At 45.1% G+C, this 17706-nt stretch carries 15 protein-coding genes; 3 read left to right on the forward strand and 12 right to left on the reverse strand.

The genetic code is table 11. From position 1 onward, the window contains the following. Positions 1 to 96: 96 nt before the first annotated feature. Genes BN1002_RS22560 through BN1002_RS22585 form a run of 6 tightly spaced genes read right to left on the reverse strand, consistent with a single transcriptional unit; the run spans position 97 to position 10614 of the window. Positions 97 to 2979 carry an ATP-binding protein gene (locus BN1002_RS22560; protein WP_082036414.1) on the reverse strand — a complete coding sequence of 961 codons (2883 nt, stop codon included), beginning with the start codon at positions 2977 to 2979 and terminating at the stop codon, positions 97 to 99. Continuing rightward, on the reverse strand, positions 2966 to 3337 hold the full coding sequence (locus tag BN1002_RS22565; protein ID WP_048828265.1) for a response regulator transcription factor: 372 nt from the start codon (positions 3335 to 3337) through the stop codon (positions 2966 to 2968). The genes BN1002_RS22560 and BN1002_RS22565 overlap by 14 nt, the downstream gene beginning before the upstream one ends. Beyond that, positions 3334 to 6570 carry a hypothetical protein gene (locus BN1002_RS22570; protein WP_048828266.1) on the reverse strand — a complete coding sequence of 1079 codons (3237 nt, stop codon included), beginning with the start codon at positions 6568 to 6570 and terminating at the stop codon, positions 3334 to 3336. The genes BN1002_RS22565 and BN1002_RS22570 overlap by 4 nt, the downstream gene beginning before the upstream one ends. Further along, positions 6567 to 7982, reverse strand: coding sequence for a glycosyltransferase family 2 protein (locus BN1002_RS22575; RefSeq protein WP_442853426.1), 1416 nt, complete (start codon positions 7980 to 7982; stop codon positions 6567 to 6569). The genes BN1002_RS22570 and BN1002_RS22575 overlap by 4 nt, the downstream gene beginning before the upstream one ends. After that, positions 7982 to 9016 carry a HEAT repeat domain-containing protein gene (locus tag BN1002_RS22580; protein WP_048828268.1) on the reverse strand — a complete coding sequence of 345 codons (1035 nt, stop codon included), beginning with the start codon at positions 9014 to 9016 and terminating at the stop codon, positions 7982 to 7984. The genes BN1002_RS22575 and BN1002_RS22580 overlap by 1 nt, the downstream gene beginning before the upstream one ends. Beyond that, positions 9016 to 10614, reverse strand: coding sequence for a diguanylate cyclase (locus BN1002_RS22585; protein WP_197072898.1), 1599 nt, complete (start codon positions 10612 to 10614; stop codon positions 9016 to 9018). The genes BN1002_RS22580 and BN1002_RS22585 overlap by 1 nt, the downstream gene beginning before the upstream one ends. Positions 10615 to 10866: 252 nt before the next feature. Here BN1002_RS22585 and BN1002_RS22590 point away from each other — a divergent pair, with 252 nt between their 5' ends. Then, positions 10867 to 11472, forward strand: a complete 606-nt coding sequence (locus tag BN1002_RS22590) for a DNA-3-methyladenine glycosylase (RefSeq protein WP_082036424.1) — start codon at positions 10867 to 10869, stop codon at positions 11470 to 11472. Positions 11473 to 11532: 60 nt separating this feature from the next. Here BN1002_RS22590 and BN1002_RS22595 read toward each other — a convergent pair whose 3' ends face one another. From BN1002_RS22595 to BN1002_RS22610, 4 genes are all read right to left on the reverse strand, one after another. Beyond that, on the reverse strand, positions 11533 to 11931 hold the full coding sequence (locus BN1002_RS22595; RefSeq protein ID WP_048828270.1) for a cytidine deaminase: 399 nt from the start codon (positions 11929 to 11931) through the stop codon (positions 11533 to 11535). A gap of 19 nt (positions 11932 to 11950) precedes the next feature. Further along, entirely contained in the window at positions 11951 to 12121 is a 171-nt protein-coding gene (locus BN1002_RS22600) for a XapX domain-containing protein (protein ID WP_048828271.1), read from the reverse strand. A 24-nt stretch (positions 12122 to 12145) separates the two neighbouring features. Next, complete coding sequence (deoC, locus tag BN1002_RS22605; protein ID WP_048828273.1) at positions 12146 to 12820, reverse strand: deoxyribose-phosphate aldolase; 675 nt, start codon at positions 12818 to 12820, stop codon at positions 12146 to 12148. Between the two features lie 79 nt (positions 12821 to 12899). Continuing rightward, positions 12900 to 13856, reverse strand: a complete 957-nt coding sequence (locus BN1002_RS22610) for a sugar-binding transcriptional regulator (protein WP_048828356.1) — start codon at positions 13854 to 13856, stop codon at positions 12900 to 12902. A gap of 254 nt (positions 13857 to 14110) precedes the next feature. Between BN1002_RS22610 and BN1002_RS22615 the strand changes: the two genes are divergently transcribed. Both BN1002_RS22615 and BN1002_RS22620 read left to right on the forward strand, forming a co-directional pair. Further along, entirely contained in the window at positions 14111 to 14278 is a 168-nt protein-coding gene (locus BN1002_RS22615) for a hypothetical protein (RefSeq protein WP_156129737.1), read from the forward strand. A gap of 137 nt (positions 14279 to 14415) precedes the next feature. Further along, entirely contained in the window at positions 14416 to 16599 is a 2184-nt protein-coding gene (locus BN1002_RS22620; RefSeq protein WP_048828275.1) for an MMPL family transporter, read from the forward strand. A 75-nt stretch (positions 16600 to 16674) separates the two neighbouring features. Here BN1002_RS22620 and BN1002_RS22625 read toward each other — a convergent pair whose 3' ends face one another. Together BN1002_RS22625 and BN1002_RS22630 are read right to left on the reverse strand one after the other, a co-directional pair. Continuing rightward, the gene (locus BN1002_RS22625) at positions 16675 to 17016 is read right to left on the reverse strand and encodes a cupin domain-containing protein (RefSeq protein ID WP_048828276.1); all 342 of its coding nucleotides are present in this window, start codon (positions 17014 to 17016) and stop codon (positions 16675 to 16677) included. Between the two features lie 138 nt (positions 17017 to 17154). Beyond that, a complete protein-coding gene (locus tag BN1002_RS22630; RefSeq protein WP_048828277.1) occupies positions 17155 to 17706 on the reverse strand; it encodes a 2-oxoacid:acceptor oxidoreductase family protein in 552 nt (183 codons plus the stop codon).

Here is a 17706-nt window from a genome sequence, read left to right on the forward strand (position 1 = left end):
GTTAAACACATTTATTATACCTTAAAAGTGGCTGGAAAATTAGAAACTTTCCATGACAAAAAGCCCCTTTTTACAGGGGCCCTTTGCAACCGATCGCTATTGATTATTTTCATCGGCATCCAATTTTCCCGGGACAAAAATCTGTCCCATCTTATCCCTTTTCAAGAGGGTCTGCATGATGGTCTTGGAAAGGAAGCTTGGTTTGTACGGTTTAACAAGGTATTCCTGGGCGCCAAGTTTGAGCCCTTTTAATTTCTCATCAATGGCACTCGAAATGATGATTGGAATATGCTTCAGGTTTTCCCGTTCCTTCATCCTGCTCATGATCTCCCAGCCATTAAGCTCTCCGCCTTCAAGGATAATATCAAGCACAAGAGCATCCGGCGGCTTTTTTTCCATTGATGCAAGTGCGGACTGACCATTTGCAAAATGATCCACTAGAAATCCGCTTTCTGAGAGTTCCTGGCTGATTAATGATGCCAGGCTCGGATCATCTTCTACAACAACAACTCTATAACGAGAAGGATTGTATTCTTTCTCCATCAGACTATCCTCCGCTTGTTGCTGAATGGCGGGCAAGGAAACGGTGAAAGTTGTTTCCAATCCTGGTATGGAAGAAACGGAAATATCCCCCCGGTGCGCCTTCACAATTTCCTGGACAATCGCCAGGCCTAGTCCAGTTCCGCCTATTTTCCGGAGGTCGGAATTGTCGACCCGATAGAACTTCGTGAAAAGCTTGCCAATGGCCTCTTCCGGTATTCCAATTCCCTGATCGCGGACTTCCACTTTAATCTGCCCATTTTCGCATCGGACGTTTAACTGGATTGTTCCGCCGTCAGGAGAATATTTTATCGCGTTGCTGATGAGATTTCTGAAAACCTGTTCCATCTTTTCCTTATCCCCAAGGAATATCGGATTTTCACAAAAAGCTTTCAGGATTATCTCATGCTTATCTGTCGTTTGCCTGTATATTTCCGCAACATTTTCAAGAATTTCGCCAAGGTTGGCTGGCTTTTTTTCATAGGCCATCTTGCCAGCCTCCATTTTTTGCACATCAAGAAAATCATTTATCAGGCTCGTCAGTCTTTTTGCTTCATTCAAGATGGTGGAAACGTACTTTTTTTGCCTTTCCGGCTTTATTTCCCTATGCAACATCAGTTCACTGAAGCCCAGGATACTGGCAAGCGGAGTTCTTAACTCATGGCTGACTGTGCTGACAAATTCTGATTTCATTTGATCGACTTCAAATTCCTTTGTAATATCGCGATGGACAAAAACAGTGCCAAGACGTTCTTCGCCTTGCCAGACTGCTTCACTATAAACCCTGATCACCTGGGCGCTGTCTTTTTTCTTAAAGGTGAATGCTTCAGATTTACCCGTCCCTGAAATGGTTTTAGCAAGATAATCAAGGAATTCCCGACCATCTTCAACATAAATCACCATCCTGCTGCCCCACTGGTATTGTTTCATACCCGCCAGCTGTGTTTCCTTCAAGCTGAACATTTCACAGAATTGGCCGTTTGTCTGCAGAATGGCACCATTTTTATCAACAAGCAGGACGCCCTCTTTAATGGTGTCCAGTATGCTTTGATTAAGCCGCCTTTCCCGGTCAGATAATTCGAAAAGTGATATCTTATCAAGGGCAATCCCAATGTTTTTTGAAAACGCCCGCCAGTCCTCGTAATCGCCCGGAGAAAACCGCTGTCCGTACCTTGTAAAACACATTATGGCGGCAATTTCTTTTTCTGCGGTAAAAATGGGCAGATATAAATCCTGGCAAAAGAAATCTCCTTGGTGGAAGCCGTTTTCTTCGTCCTTTGAACGGCGTTCTACCGTGACTGGCCCTTTCTCCGATGCAAGTTTCGTGAACATGCCCGCTTGGAGGTGCCGGATAAACTGGCTGACTCCCTCAACTGAAATTCCTTCAGAAGCAGCTGAAAAGTCAGACATCAAAACGATGACTCCCTGATCGGCTTTAAGGACCCTTCTCATATTAACGACAACACTATCGAGTACTTCCTGCTTGTTCAAAGACCTTGACATCCCATTGATCAATTCATTGCGGCTGCTAAGCTTGGCATCGTGGGCCCTTAATATCTTAAGTGTCTTTTCCAATTCCTCCTGCTGGGCATGGAGTTCTACCTTTTGCTCGATTAATGTATGATTTTGTTCCAGCAAGTCACGTTCCTTTTCCACCACTTTTTCAGCCATGATGTGAAATGCCTTTGACAGGACGCCAATTTCGTCCTTCCGCTTTTTATCAACATGGATTGTTGCATTCTTCCCATCCGCAATTTGGTTGGCCGCAACTGCTAGCTCAGACAATGGCTTTCCCGCCTGGCTAAGCATCATTCTCGTAATGAAAAGCAGCGTAAGCAGAATGCCGACTATGAATACAATAAACATGAGAATAATATTCGATTGCATTGTGGTGTACGTATTAAAGCGGTGGTTAAGCTCCACGTCCAGTCCGGTAATATAATCATTTAAAAAATCCTTGAATTCCACTACTTTTCTGGTGGCTTCGGAATTAGCGATTGCCAGTTCCTGCCCGCGTACTCCGCTTTCATACTCCTTAAATACAACTGGTATGACTTCGCCAAAATAGTAGCCGGAAAAATCATGGATATTTTGCAAGACGACAATATCCTTTTCAGTTACGGCCAGCTGTTCGAAGCCTTGGACATATTTCCTGATCGCTTCCTCTTTATTTTCGGTGTCCTTTTTCATCTCCACATTGCCTAATGCCAAGTAACCGCGTGCATTGAAAAAGGCCTGATTGAAAGCGGAGTTGATTTGCTGGGCTTGGCTTGTTTTTTCTTTAAGAGCCTTGCGCTCATAAGTATAAGAATGATTCAGTGAATTGAGGATGGCAATCAGAATCGCGGTTCCTACCAGAAAAGTAGCAAAAAAACCGCCCATCACCACTCCCAGCCTTCTGGATAAGCTCTTGTTTACGTAATTACTAATCCTCCCCATGCAAAATTCCCTCTATTTTTCCTAACAGCTCTGCTGGGCTGAAGGGTTTGGATATAAAATAATCAGCACCTGCGGAAAGTACCTTCTCCTGTTCGTACTGCTGGCTCTTCGCTGACAGCATGACAATTTTAGTACCTTCATGGCTGGCTTTGTCCCTAATTCTTTCAATTACCTCCATACCGGTATAAACTGGCATCATATAATCGAGAATGACTAAATCATAGTTATTATCAGCAAACAGCTTTAGCGCTTCCTGGCCATCCGCCGCCTCATCAATTTCAAATCCGCTGTCTTCGAAAGTATCGACCACAAGCATCCTTAATATTTCTTCATCTTCCGCGAGCAAAATCCGTTTCATTTCCGCTCCCCCTCAATCCCAATCGTTTCGTACGCCTTTTTCATGATGTAATAGGATTCCTTCAGCCGTTCATGATAATAGGGTTCCTGCCATTTTTTCCACGTAAATACGTATGGTTCATTCCCCCCGCCAGGAAACAATTCTTTTATTTCGCCATTTTCAGCCTGGGTAACAGCAATTCGAATCCCATCAATAAAGACGCTCTTTTTGGGTCCGCCCTTCCACAAATCACCCATTGCTTCATGCTGGCTCGGATCCTTAATATTGATTAACTGCCAGGCAATCCGGCCTTCAATCACTTTTTTATCCTTACTCAAGCTGATATCTGTGAGCGAGTTAAAATTCTTGTCTTTCGGGTTGCCCGTACCATAAGTAAGGACACCCGTTTCAATATCCTCAAATGGCAAAACTTCCTTCGTAATCGGGTGGACCCGTTTCTTATTCAACGCGAGCTTTACTGGGTGGAATACACCATTAACTTTATCCTGGGCATACGGCTTTTCCGCTATCATTTTCAACATATACCCATAATAGTAATAGAATGGGTCATAATAGCTGTCCACTAATACACGCGAATTTTTTTCTCCACCGAGGTTAATGATGAAGTCTGTCCCAAAACCGGACTTGAATCTGCCTTCCCCAAGATTTTTTATTTCCTTCTGTCCCTGGCCTGGTACTGTATCAAGCAGGAGACTGATCGGCATTTTTTCAAGATTCGCAGGCTCGTTTAATTTTAAAAGGAAGTGCAGATAGCCGGCATCCGCGGCAAAATGGGCTTCCTTAATCGATCCTTCCTTCGACTGGTAGGCGGGCTTGCTCCCTAATTTTACCCAGTCATCTATTTTTCCGTCTGGATAAATAGTTGTCCCCTTTTCTCCAGGGTCAAATCCCAATATCCCAAAATGCTCCTCATTCGTTTGTTGATTATCCCAAAATGGCCTTCGGGAAGGATTATCTAAATCCATCGTGTTCCATGTTTTTTTAAACCATTCATCCTGCCAGGAAAAGACCATTCCTCCGGCGTACCCTTCATCTACAATCGATTTAAATAAAGTAGTATTGATATCACCCTGTTCCTGCTCGGAATGCTTCCCCTGGCCCATTCCGAATGGATTCGAGTGGGCAATTCCCCTTGAGGAAGGCACCCCGAATTCCGCTACCACGACAGGCATGCTGTGCTCTTTTATGAGATCGTTCAGATAGCCGGCGTAGTTATTTGGATTACCATCAGCATCTTTATACTTTAAATATTTTTCATCCAAATTCAAGAAGTCGGGATAATAAGGATAAATATGATAGGAAGCAAACACTCCCGCCTGAAAATCCTCTTTTGGCAAAATGTGATTTGGATTTACCGTAACAACGTCTTCCTCTTTGGATGGCTCTGAAGGATGCTTCAGTAAATCCGTCGTAACCCAGTTTGTAAAGCTCATCGTATGCTGCCAGCCGTATTTATCCGTCTCATACTTGGCTGTATAATCAATCATTTGGGCCAGCCATATTTCAAAAGGCGACGCTCCGTCTGTCCGGAAATACGTTCCCTCGTATTGCTTCATGCCTTTATGTTTCTCGTTCGTCGACACAGTCATCTGCGGGTCCCACTCGATTCCTGCAATGATGCCGAGGACATATTTTGAAATGTCTGTTTTATAAGAACCAGAAGCATGGCCTTTTCGCTCAGGCAGCTCTGCGTTCCCATGAATAATATCGACTAGATAAGTCAGTTCAGTCTTGAAATCCTCGGTACTTAAATAGGCATCCTTACCTTTCACCAGTTCGTCTTCATTCACCCAGGCGCCATGAAAAAGATAAAGAGGCTTTTTAGCGGTTTCATTATACTCTTTGAGTGCCTCGTAAAACACAGGCGGGTGGAGAGTGTAAATCCTGAGCGCATTCGTATTCATTGCCCCGATTGCCTTGAACCAGCGGATATACTCGTCTTTTGTAATGGCTGCTTCACCCGGAAAATGCCCCGGCTTTCCAATTCCCATATTTACGCCTTTTATCAGGAGGTTTTCCCATTTCCCGTTTCGCATCACCTGGATGTAATCATCACCCGTTTTGCTGTTTGTCTTTATTCCACCGTTTTCGGCAAGTTGCACTTTCTGCTGGTCCACGCCTTTATGAAGGCCATTCTTCAACAGTTTTTTCATCATCGGGACATATGCTTCCCAGTAAAACGAGTTTTCTGCCCCGAGAAATTGCCGCCATTCTGCAAGCCCTTTTGTTTGATAAATGGAGGGCACTTCCCCTTCATCTGCAAAATCACCGGCAAAATAATATGACGTGAACCGGGCGTTTTCATGGGATACGACTGCGGGAAAATCGGCTGGGATTCCGAAGCCCGCAAGCCTTTCCTTCGCCTTCTCCTTTAACGGAAGACGGTAAGAGGCGAGAATTTCCGATTTATCGCGGGCTTCAATAATATCAAACCAATATTGATAGGCTGTATCCAATTTTTGCCCGAATCGCTTTTCCCCGGCATTCGTATAAGAAAACTTGGCGCCTTTTCCGGTTAATTCATTCGCAGGCGCAACGACGACATAATCCTCCTGATTCACAAACACAAACCCAGGTCCGGAGAACTCCCATTTACCTGTCTGTTTTTCATATTGCTCCCTTGCCCAGACAGGGACTTCTTCGCTTGTCATATCTGGGAAATAACGACCGATCCATCCTGTCCAATCAGCATTCAGTATATTGGAAATCCGCGAACGGACTTCAGGTGTCGCCGGGCTGCCAAACGTATTAAATTCCGCGATAAAGGTTTTTCCTTTGCCGGTATGAAGCGCCGTTTCGATTTGATCAAGTTCTTCAGGCTGAAGCCCTCCGTAAAGCATTTCGGACCGTTTGCCAAGCTTGTTCCCGCCCGAAAATTCTTCTTCATAAACGCCATATTGGTCCGCCAAATAAATGACATCCTGCCTTTCGAGATTTTCCGGCAAGCCAATCGTACTGAACTTGCCGCCTTCCCCAGGCTTAAACCCGCTGTAATGTTTTTTGGCGGAATAGGCTTCTCCATCATCTGTTTTATATTTTTCATTGTTCAAAACCCATACTAGCCCGTTATGTTCCCTGTAACTCTGATCCGGGACTGTTTTATCAATAATAAAAACATTAAGCTTTTTTGACCCCTTGATTTGCCAAAGCCAAAACGGTGCTGTCACTGCTGCCACAAATAAGACGGTAAACAAAATAACATATAGGCGGGGCTTATTTTTAAGCCGTTTCATTGTGATACCCCTTTTCGTTTCATTTCTCCCCAGCTTGTATCTCCTTTGATCAGCTTCCAGATTCCCTCGCACCGCCAAAGGACGGTAAGCGGTCTGTACCAAATCGTCTCTGTAATGGAGTACAAAAAGAGTTTAACAATGTCACTTACCTTCGAATATTTCGTCAGCGTCCACTCCTCCAGCAAAACCGCCGCCATTGAAATGATTGATCCGTAAAGAAGTGAGAGGAGGAAAATGAGAATCGCAAATTCGAAATAGATACCGCCAAGAAATAGGCAGAGAACAACAAATATATAACCGGTTAGCTCCACGATGGGCCCCAGGAATTCAACTAGCCAGAAGTATGGGAATGAGATGAATCCTATAGAACCGTATTTCGGGTTGAATGTCAGTTTTCGGTGAGTCCAGAGGCTTTCGAATAAACCGCGGTGCCATCTGCTTCTTTGCCTGCGAAGCGTTGTCATATCCTCCGGGACCTCGGTCCAGCAGACGGGGTCCGGAACGTAAACAATCTTTTTCTTTTGTCCTTTTTCCTTCATGAGCCGGTGCAGCCGGACAACCAGTTCCATATCTTCGCCGACAGTATTCGTTTTGTAACCACCCGCTTCAATGACCCAGCGCTTTGAAAATACGCCGAAGGCCCCCGATATGATAAGCAGTAAATTATGCCTGCTCAGACCGATTCTTCCCATCAGGAATGCACGCAAATATTCAATGATTTGCATGATGACAAGCGGATGGCTCGACAGACCGATTCTCAGGATATGGCCGTCCCGGATGTCGCATCCATTCGCAATCCGCACACTTCCTCCAGAGGCAATAACTTCCTCATCTGAATCAATGATAGGCTTCATCACCTTCAAGAAGGCATCATTTTCGAGTACCGAATCGCCATCGAGGGAGCAAACGTACGGGTAATTTGAAAAGTTGAGCCCCGCATTCAAGGCATCCGCCTTTCCTCCATTGTCTTTATCAATCATATAAAGGTTAGGAAGGAGACTGGATTGGTAAATTTTCCGCACCTGCTTTGTGTCAAGCTGTTTCCTGACAACCTTTTTTATTTCCTTCATATCGTAGCTGTCTATCATTTTGCCAAGAGTATTATCTTTCGAGCCGTCATTGACTACAATCACTTCAAACAACGGATAGTTCATAGAAAGAAGCGACCGGACACTTTGGACGACTCCTGCTTCTTCGTTGTAAGCCGGAACAATAATTGAAACTGGCTTTGTATAAATTTCATTCATATATTCCATATAAGCCTGGTCCCGATCAAGCTGGTATTCTCTTCTCAGCTGAATAACAGAAAAAACAAGAATAATAGAGTAAAAAGCGATGACACAGGACATGTAAATTGCAATAAACCAGCCAAAAAATGTAACGATGTCAAGCCATTCAAGAGTAGGCATCATCAAACTCCTTTATTGATCCATTCAATCGCCATATCCCTTGCGAATGGATCCTCCGTTGTTTCCGCTATTTCCTGTAAAGTTGTTTTTCCTTCAGGGAATTTTGCCAGTGCCTGTCCAGCCTGGGACCGCACCCACCATGAACGGTCATGGAGCAAACGAATCAAATCGCCGATCCCCTCTTTAGCCTTCATCGCACCAATCAGCCTCGCCGCCATCATCCGCTCTTCCCATTTTTCGGAATGTGCGAGCGGCAAGTATGGGGCGAGATTTCCGACGTATCCAATCGATCCGATCGCCTTTAAAGCCCGGAGTTTGGCCTCGCCTTTATAGGTTTGAAAGATAGATTCCAAAAAGGGCAGAAAGCGCACTTCCCTTTTAACCCCAATCACATCCAGGATGGCATACTGCAAATCGGGTCTTGCCTTGTGAAAGCCGAGGATAAACTGATCAAAATGCCCGCTTCCAAGCCGGACAAGGATATTTCTGCATTCAAATCCCGATAAGAAAGCATATTTTTTATTTAAATAATCGTAAAGGTTAATAAATTGGAAATTGGCGAGAATCCTCAGTATATGGGTCAACTCATCACGAGATATCCTTTTTTGTCCAAGCATCGAAAAGAGATCTTTGAGCAATGTATCCATATTGAATTTCTCAATATAATAGAGAGCATTCATTCTTGAACTCCATTTTCGGCTTCTGAGACGGACGCGATAATACTCGGTCAAGTGGAGGTTCGCCATCGATGTCAAGCTTTTCCGTTCTTCCTCCCCCTCGAGGATTTCGGAATATTTTGCCAAAAGCTCCTCCACCGCTTTTTTCTGCACCACATTATTCGGGACGAGCTTTCTGGAGACATTCCCGCCTACGATGTATTCAAATAGGATGGGGTTGTATGTTTCTTTATATTCCTCGATTTGTTTCCGCGTTTTATTGGCGGCGGATTTCCTGATGCTTAAATAAAACAGCATGACAAATAAAATACCGATGAACAGAGCCGTCACAATGAACAGGTAAACTAATTCCCTCGCCATTAATTCGGCCTCTGGATAAGGACTTTGACTCTGGCTTCAAGTTCAGTTATGCTAAACGGCTTCGTGACGTAATCATCCGCCCCGAGCTGCAATGCCCTGGCAATGTCGTATTCATTCTTGCGCCCAGTCAGCATTAATACTTTTACAGCCCTGCCCGCGAAATCCCTTCTGACTTTTTGGAGTACCTCCAACCCGTCCATGACCGGCATGACGCCATCAAGGATAAGGAAATGACTCCCTTCCTCATCAAGTCGGCCGGAATCAAAAAACTTCCTTCCATCCTCAAAGACATCGACATCCATTTCGTAATAAGGGGTGTCCAGTCCTCCAATAATTTTGCTTAGCATGGAACGGATAATGGCATCATCGTCAATAATTGAGATATGCAGCGTTTTTTTGGAAAGGGGGTTGCCATGCTCTGCTTCGGCAATACGCGATTTCCCATTTCTCTTTGCGCTATACATGGCCTGGTCCGCACTTTCGAGGACTGTTTCAAGGTTGATTCCTTCATCGTTTACAAGAAAGGTGCCTGCGGAGAAAGTGACTGAAAATATTTTTCCATTTTCAGTAAACGATTTTTCCTTACACTCCTTAAGAAGCCTTTCAAGAATGTTTCGGGCCTGTTTCATATCAGTATCAGGGAAAAGAATCCCGAATTCCTCTCCACCCAGCCGGAAAGAAATGTCGGAAGCGCGGATACCCTCCTTCAATGTTAAAGAGAAAGCAGCCAGGATCCTGTCTCCCGCCAAATGGCCATATTCATCATTAATTGTTTTAAAATTATCGAGGTCAAGAATCGCGATGCAAAATGGTTTATTGGTCCTTGATAAAGCAGCTTGATTCCTTCTAAAAGCATCCTCGAGGAATCGGCGATTATACAAGCCGGTCAATTCATCCAGCAAAGCTGATTGATCAAATAATTTCTTACGCTCCAGCAGCCTTCCCACGCGGATTTTCAATTCATCCATTTCAAGAGGTTTTTCGATAACATCATCGGCTCCCTCCCTATAAGCATCCATCCTAGCCTTCCGGTTCTGGCCCACTCCCAGCAAAACGGTAGGTAAGAATTGATTTCTATTGAGTTTGCCGAAATGCCTTAGAGCCAGTATGGCATCCCCATCGTTGTCAATGACGATGCAATCAGGTTTTATATCAAGCTGGCTTCGGGCCGCTTTTTCATAGCTAGTATAAGCAATGGCAATCCAACCGTTCTCCTCCATTGCATCCCTAATATGGACGAGGAGACCGACATCCTCACTAATAATTTGAATCAGCGGGACATTCCTGTCCGTACATTCCTTTTCCTCATCAATAATCGCCTCGTAATTATACGTCATTGAAGATAGCTCCAGCAGATAATCTCGAAGCGCCTTAGCACTCCATTGTCTGCTGCCGCCTTCTTCAACACCATCCATCAGCCTGCCTGACAGGTTTGATAATGGCATAAGGCCGACAGTGCCAGCCGTTCCTTTTATGGAATGCAAGAATTGATACAATTCGCCTTCTGTCGGCAAAACTGCATCCTGTATGTCGAACCAGTCAGACAATTGGTTCTTTATTCTCTTCAATAGCATTTTTTCAAATTTTTTTATCTCCACTTTGACCAGCTCCATCAGTCCCCGGGGAAAAACCCGATTGGTGTCAGTTTATAGCGAAATACCTATTCTATTAGTTTAGTAGGTCTCCACCTTGGAAACAACTTTTCCCATAAAGAATGAGTCTAAAGTATGGGCAATTTTGTGAACATAAAAAGGACTTTCCTTTCAATTACCCAGTTAGACCGGATTAAACATTTAATTTGCGGGGAATCGTTTAATAAAACGTCAATTTCGGAGGAATTTATGGAGTACATGGATAGAGAAATGTCAGGGCAGGAATTCACTCTCCTTACCCGGCCCTTTTTTGAACAGCCAACATTGGAACTTGCCCGATCTCTGCTCGGCTGCATTTTGGCAAAAGAAACATCCGAAGGGCTGGCGGCGGGGTATATCGTTGAGACTGAAGCATACATCGGCCCGGGAGACCGTGCCGCCCACAGTTATATGAACCGAAGGACAAAACGCACAGAGATCATGTTCGGGGAATCGGGGCTTGTCTATACGTATGTTATGCACACGCACTGCCTCGTTAATGTTGTCAGCGGCGGGCTAGGCAATCCTGAGGCGGTCTTAATCAGGGCGGTCGAACCGGTTTACGGGGAGACATTCATGCATAACCGGAGAGGGGTTGCCGAAACAGTGAAACTGACAAGCGGGCCAGGGAAATTGACAAAGGCGCTCGGCATTACGATAGATGACTATGGAAGGTCATTTACTGAACCTCCCCTTTTTATCGCAAAAGGATACTTGCCAGAAGCCATTTCCGAGGGTCCGCGGATTGGAATTGGCAATTCGGGTGAGGCCAAAGATTATCCGTGGCGGTTCTGGATCACCGGCAACCGTTTCGTTTCAAGGTGATTTCCTTTTAAATTAGAAAGAGCCGGCATGGGAGCCGGCTCTTATCTTTTGAAAATATGATCAATTTCCCAAATCTGCAGGAAGGAAGGCACCCGGCAGAATATCTTCGGATCGCACTTTCATCACGTCGCCTTTAAGGTTGGTCAGAATAATATCCATTTCCGGCCCGCAGAGCTCAGCAATGACCTGCCGGCAAGCGCCGCATGGTGAACATGGCCTGTCGGTGTCCGCAACGACCGCAATAGCCGTGAATTCTGTTACTCCTTCTGAAACCGCCTTGAAAATGGCCGTCCGCTCCGCGCAATTCGTCATCGGATACGCCGCGTTTTCAATATTGCAGCCATGGAAGACACGGCCGTCTTTTGACAGAAGAGCCGCTCCAACGGCAAACTTTGAATAAGGGACGTATGCTGCTTCTCTTGCTTTTATCGCTTCTTTGATTAGGTCTTTTTCTTCCACCTTGTTCCACTCCCGTAAGCTAGCTTTGGTATAACTTAAACAGCCATTCAAACACGACGCCTCCAAAATAGACGCCAAATACCCCTACTACAGCTGATAGTACCGGAGGCGCGGGCAGGGGCAGCTTCAAAAACTTGAATACAATCCCAACCATCATCCCGGCCGCTAATGCCAGAAATACTTCTTTCATTATACGCCCTCTTCACTGGTCATATTAGTATGAATCGCTTGAAGTTTCACCTTTTACGATGGCCACGCCGGAGCTTGCTCCGATTCTTGTCGCTCCTGCTTCAATCATATTAAGTGCATCCTCACGGCTCCTGACTCCCCCGGATGCTTTAACACCGATGTCTGGGCCGACCGTTTCCCTCATTAAGCGGATATCCTCGACAGTTGCTCCGCCAGTCGAAAAACCGGTGGATGTTTTCACAAAATCGGCTCCTGCTTTAACAGCAAGTTCACATGCCTTCACCTTTTCTTCATCCGAAAGCAAGGAAGTCTCGATAATGACTTTCGTCAGTGCCTTGCCTTTTGCGGCATCGACAACGGCCCTGATATCGCGTTCGGCCAGCTCTTCATTGCCGTCCTTCAAAGCTCCGATATTGATGACCATATCCACTTCTGTGGCGCCATTTTCAATTGCGTTTTTTGTTTCGAAAGCCTTGGTTTCCGGTGTGCTTGCGCCGAGCGGGAACCCAATCACTGTGCAGACTTTCACTTCTGGAGCATCCTTCAGCAATTCGGCAGCTGTTTTCACCCAGACAGGATTCACGCAGACCGATGCGAATTTATATTGCTTCGCCTCTTGAGCAAGCTTTTCAATTTCAGCTTTTGTGGCATTTGCTTTCAATATTGTATGATCAATCATCCTTGCAACTGTTTGAGACATCGTAAGAACCTCCTATAAATTCCTAATTTAACTATAACAAAATAGACGAACAAATGTAAAACTATTTTTGAACAAATGTTTAATCTTTTGAATTCCCGGATTTATCCAGCAAAAGCTGGGCTGTAAAATGGTCGGTAATAAGGACGTTCGCGTATCCGCCCTTAAGCGCGCCGAAAATACCGTCTACTTTATGCTGCCCTCCGGCCACGAGAATGGAATGTTCTTTTTCTTTCAGGTCTTCAAGATTGATGCCAAGCGTCCGTCCATTCAAACTCTCATTGCAAATCCGCCCTTCCAAGTCGAAGAAGCGTGAGCAAATGTCACCAGCGGCTCTTCCATACAGGGATTCAAGATCGCTTTCTGAAAAATAGCCAAGCTGAAAAAGGAGTGATTCCTCTTTCACCGGCCCTGTCGTAAACATCGCGATATTCGCTTCCTTGCCTAGATCAAGTATTTTTCTGATATGCCGGTCGGCTTCCATAGCCTGCTTTACTACAGGATGGTCGACGATGGCTGGCAACGGCAGGTAATGGGGAGCCGTATTGAACGCTTTTCCGAATAAATACAGGATTTCGGAAGCGTATGTATTCGTCTCAGAATGGCTGACCCCGCCTTTCAGCTGGACAACCTTTACATCATTCACCGCCTTTTGTTTCAATTCAACCGCTACATGGTAAAGGGTCGTTCCCCACGTTACCCCGATAGTGTCCCCATCTTTAGCGATTTCATGGAGGAAAGACGCGGCCGCTTCACCGAGGAATGTTTTAATAATTGTTCCCTCATACTGTGGAATGGAAACAACGATGGCCTTTTTCAGACCGAACAACTCTTCAAGCGAGTCGGCCAGGCTATCCACATTCTCCATCGGGTCCTTGATTGTAATCTGGACTATCCCCTCTTCCTTAGCGGCCTGCAAGAGGCGGGAAACGGTCGGTCTGGAAACTCCAAGCACTTTTGCTATATCATGTTGATTGTAGTCCAAAAGATAATAAAGCTTGGCCGCTTCTATAATTTTGGCCAGTTTTTCTTTTTCCAAATAAATCACCCGCATCCTAGTCTTGGCTCTATTTTACCAAAAGTGAGGGCGTAAACAATTTGTTTTCCTCATAATAACCATCTTCTAGGATTCAGAAACTTAAAGGAAGGGTAAAAACTTCTGTCAAAACCGGCAAAAGCCCTGCCGTTAAATTTTCAATGAAGTTGATTGGAACGGAGGGGACTGACTCCGGCGGGATGGAGCGGCACGTGGAGACCCCACAGGAGCAAAGCGACGAGGAGGCTCCAAAAAGAATGCTCCTGCGCCATAGATTTTTCGGGGGAGAGAAACTTCAGCTCGTCGCAAAGCAGCACGAAGCCAATTCATGGATGTTTCTCATGATGTTGGTGCAGGTAGATGCTTCGCCCCGCGGAAAGCATGTCCCCGGAGTGGAAATCAACAATCTAGGACAACATTGCTAAACAAATAAATAAAAAAATTATGATTTCCGAGCTTTTGTTCTCATCTTGAACATAGCGATTTGTTTAAAAATCTGGCGCAATTCGGGTTCAAATATGACAGAATGTAATAGCGGATGTTGATAAGGGAGGTCATTGTTTTGGGTAAGCTCGGACAGCTTGCAGATCGGTATAAATTCGCCATTTTGGCGGCATGGGCGGCAATCATTATTTTTTTCGCGATATTCGCCTTTAAGCTTCCTTCTGTATTAAGCGGAAATGGTTTTGAATACGAAGGTACATATAATGAGACAAGGGAAATACTTGAAAAGGATTTCGGACAGCCGGAATCCACAGTCATCCTGCTGTTTGAAAAAGAAAAAGATGTTTCTGAAAAGGAATGGCAGTCTTATTTGAAGGATACTTTTGCAAGGCTTAAAAAGTATGAGCCTGCTTCAAGCCTGACATCTCCATTGGAAATGCAAGGTATGGTAAAGGGCAACTTTGCTTATGGCGTCATTTCCTTTGATAAAGATGCAGGCAGCCTTGCTGATGAAATCCGGGAACTGAAAGGCTTTTTGAAGGATAAAAAGGGCATGACTGTCAAAATGACCGGTGAACCGGTTATCGTCAAGGATTTGAATGAGGCGAGCCAGAAGGATCTCGCCAGGGCGGAAATGATCGGCCTGCCGATTGCCCTTGTTGTCCTGATCCTGGCATTTGGCGGGCTTGTGGCGGCTTCAATTCCGCTCATTATTGGAATTGTCTCAATCCTGATGACAATGGGGATCGTCTATTTTTTCAGCCACACAACAAATTTATCTATCTTTATTTTAAATATTGTCCCGATGATCGGGCTTGCTTTGAGTATCGATTTCGCCCTGCTGATCATTAACCGCTACAAGGAAGAATTACAGACGAAATCTGTCAGGGAAAGCCTTGAAGTAACTGTAGCAACTGCCGGCAGATCGATTATATTTTCGGCATTGTGTGTCTTTATCGGGCTGTCAGGGCTTTTATTCATCCAGATTGATATTTTCCAGAATGTCGCTCTCGGCGGAATGATTGTCGTTTTTGTCTCTGCCCTATGCGCAATCACTTTTCTTCCAGCCTTTTTGTCTTTGCTAGGCCAGAGGATTCATAAATTCACCCTCATTAAATCAGGAAAGATTAAGAAAAGTGGGTGGCATTCTTTTGCAAAAACGGTCATGAAGCATCCGATTATTATGATGCTGGCGGCTTTCGCGATTCTGTTTGCCGGCCTCATTCCAGTGAGAGAAATGCATCTGACCATTCCGGGAACGGATTCCCTCCCGAAAAATTACGAATCCCGTGTTGCCTATGAAACCTTCAGGAAGGAATTCCAGCCTGAAGGCAAGCGCGACTATCAAAAAATAACGATTGTTTTTGAGTCAGATGGAACCATGAGTAATGAGAAAAATCTTGATGCGGCAAGTGAAGCTATTGCTAAGCTGGAAGACAGCACACTGGTCAAATCGATTGAATCAGTTTTCACCGCGACAGGCCTTTCGAATGGAAAAGAGATTGTCCAAGCCAAGTTTCTTTCTTCCGGTGATCAAACGGCGGCTGAAAAGTTCGCCATGGCCGAAAAGCATTTTATCCATGATGATAAGATGCTCGTCAACGTTTTTCTTAAGACTGGCGAACACTCCGATAAGGCCCGCGAATGGGTAAGGGAATGGGCGGTCAAGGATTACGGGTTGAAAGCGTATTTTGGTGGCCATATCAAATTTGAACAGGAAATTTTTGATGAAATCTATGAAAAAGCGCCGTACGGATTAGCCTTGATTTTCATTTCAACATTTATCATTCTGATGATGGCTTTCCGTTCCATCCTTATACCGATTAAAGCCATTCTAATGAATATGCTGAGCCTCGGGGCCACCTTTGGAATTGTCGTCTATATATTCCAGCAGGGGCATCTTGGAATGGATCCGGTCGATATCGCCCTCATCCTGCCTGTCTTTGTTTTCTCGCTCGTCTTCGGTTTGTCAATGGACTATGAGGTATTCCTGATTTCCCGCATACAGGAGTACTATCTTGAAACCGGCGATAACAGCAAGTCAACGATTCTTGGGCTGACAACGACGAGCAAAATCATCACCTCAGCGGCCGCTATAATGATTGTCGTAACCGGCGCTTTTGCCTTCACTGGCGTAATGCCTGTAAAGCAGCTTGGTGTCGGGATCGCGATTGCGATTTTTATCGATGCCACGCTCATCAGGATGGTGCTCGTCCCCTCATTGATGAAGCTGCTCGGCGACTGGAACTGGTGGTTTTTCGGGCATGGAAAGAAGAGAGTGGATTTGAAAAGCGGAGAGTGAGTTGTAATCCCTTCAGCTTGAGGAATAATTGTTAAATAGAGCCTGCCACCCTTGAAGGCGGCAGGCTCGTTGCTGTTAAATATCCTTAGCGTATTCCGGGGATGGAACTTTGCTTAAGATGACATATAGGCTGACCGGTTCGTCACCGCTGTTATTGAAAGCGAGCGTTTCTTCCCCGGCGCAATGGATGACATCATTTTCCTGTACATCCTGCTCTGTTCCATCAATGATGAATGTGCCTTTGCCTGAAAGCACCAACAGATAAACTTCCGTGCCCGGATGCTTATGCGGCGGCAGTTGCTGGCCAGGGTTAAAGTTCAGGACAAAGGCGGTGCTTTCACCTTTTTTAAAAATAATCCGCTTCGTAAATCTTTCTTCATTCAACTCAATATAAGATAACAGTGACTGTTTTTCCATCTAATGATCCCTCCATTTTTATGCTTTGCTATTCTTATATCCATTATAAATGATAATAATTTTCATTTAAGTGAGCCCCATCACGCTGAATATATAAAAAACGGGGCATTAAAAAACATTGCCCCGCCTTTTTAATTCCTATTTAACTTTTATTTCACAGACTATTTCCGCTCCTTTATTTAAAGCCAGTCTGTTCATCTCCAGTAAATAATGCTTATCCGGAGATAAAACCTGCTGTAAGGAAGATAGAACAGACTCCGGTGATAAAATGCCCGTGGCTTTGATGAAGGCTCCTAATAAAATCATGTTGGCAACCTTGCCATTCCCAAGTTCATTAGCCATTGCGGTTGCATTTATTTCAATTGCAGTGAGATCAGTCCGCTGCGACTTTTTCCCGATAAGGGAGCTGTTTGTCAGCAATAGGCCACCAGCCCGGACCTTTGGCTCGAACTTTTCAAAGGAAGGGATGTTCAGAACAATGGCAGCGGAAGGAGCGCTGACGAGCGGTGACCCGATGGGCTCATCACTGACTACCACAGCGCAGTTAGCCGTCCCGCCCCTTTGCTCAGGTCCATATGAAGGTAGCCAGGAAACATTTTTCCCTTCATGCAGTCCGGCATAGGCAATCAGCTGCCCCATGGACATGACTCCCTGGCCCCCGAAACCAGCAATGATAATTTCCTCAAGCAT

Source organism: Bacillus sp. B-jedd, assembly GCF_000821085.1.
Classification (GTDB): domain Bacteria; phylum Bacillota; class Bacilli; order Bacillales; family Cytobacillaceae; genus Bacillus_D.

Coding starts and splice junctions, on each gene's coding strand:
- BN1002_RS22565 (WP_048828265.1), bottom strand. CDS start 3,337: ATGAAACGGATTTTGCTCGCGGAAGATGAAGAAATATTAAGGATGCTT.
- BN1002_RS22600 (WP_048828271.1), bottom strand. CDS start 12,121: ATGAAAGAAGTATTTCTGGCATTAGCGGCCGGGATGATGGTTGGGATT.
- BN1002_RS22575 (WP_442853426.1), bottom strand. CDS start 7,982: ATGATGCCTACTCTTGAATGGCTTGACATCGTTACATTTTTTGGCTGG.
- BN1002_RS22615 (WP_156129737.1), top strand. CDS start 14,111: ATGCTCCTGCGCCATAGATTTTTCGGGGGAGAGAAACTTCAGCTCGTC.
- BN1002_RS22630 (WP_048828277.1), bottom strand. CDS start 17,706: ATGCTTGAGGAAATTATCATTGCTGGTTTCGGGGGCCAGGGAGTCATG.
- BN1002_RS22580 (WP_048828268.1), bottom strand. CDS start 9,016: ATGGCGAGGGAATTAGTTTACCTGTTCATTGTGACGGCTCTGTTCATC.
- BN1002_RS22625 (WP_048828276.1), bottom strand. CDS start 17,016: ATGGAAAAACAGTCACTGTTATCTTATATTGAGTTGAATGAAGAAAGA.
- BN1002_RS22560 (WP_082036414.1), bottom strand. CDS start 2,979: ATGGGGAGGATTAGTAATTACGTAAACAAGAGCTTATCCAGAAGGCTG.
- BN1002_RS22590 (WP_082036424.1), top strand. CDS start 10,867: ATGGATAGAGAAATGTCAGGGCAGGAATTCACTCTCCTTACCCGGCCC.
- deoC (WP_048828273.1), bottom strand. CDS start 12,820: ATGTCTCAAACAGTTGCAAGGATGATTGATCATACAATATTGAAAGCA.
- BN1002_RS22570 (WP_048828266.1), bottom strand. CDS start 6,570: ATGAAACGGCTTAAAAATAAGCCCCGCCTATATGTTATTTTGTTTACC.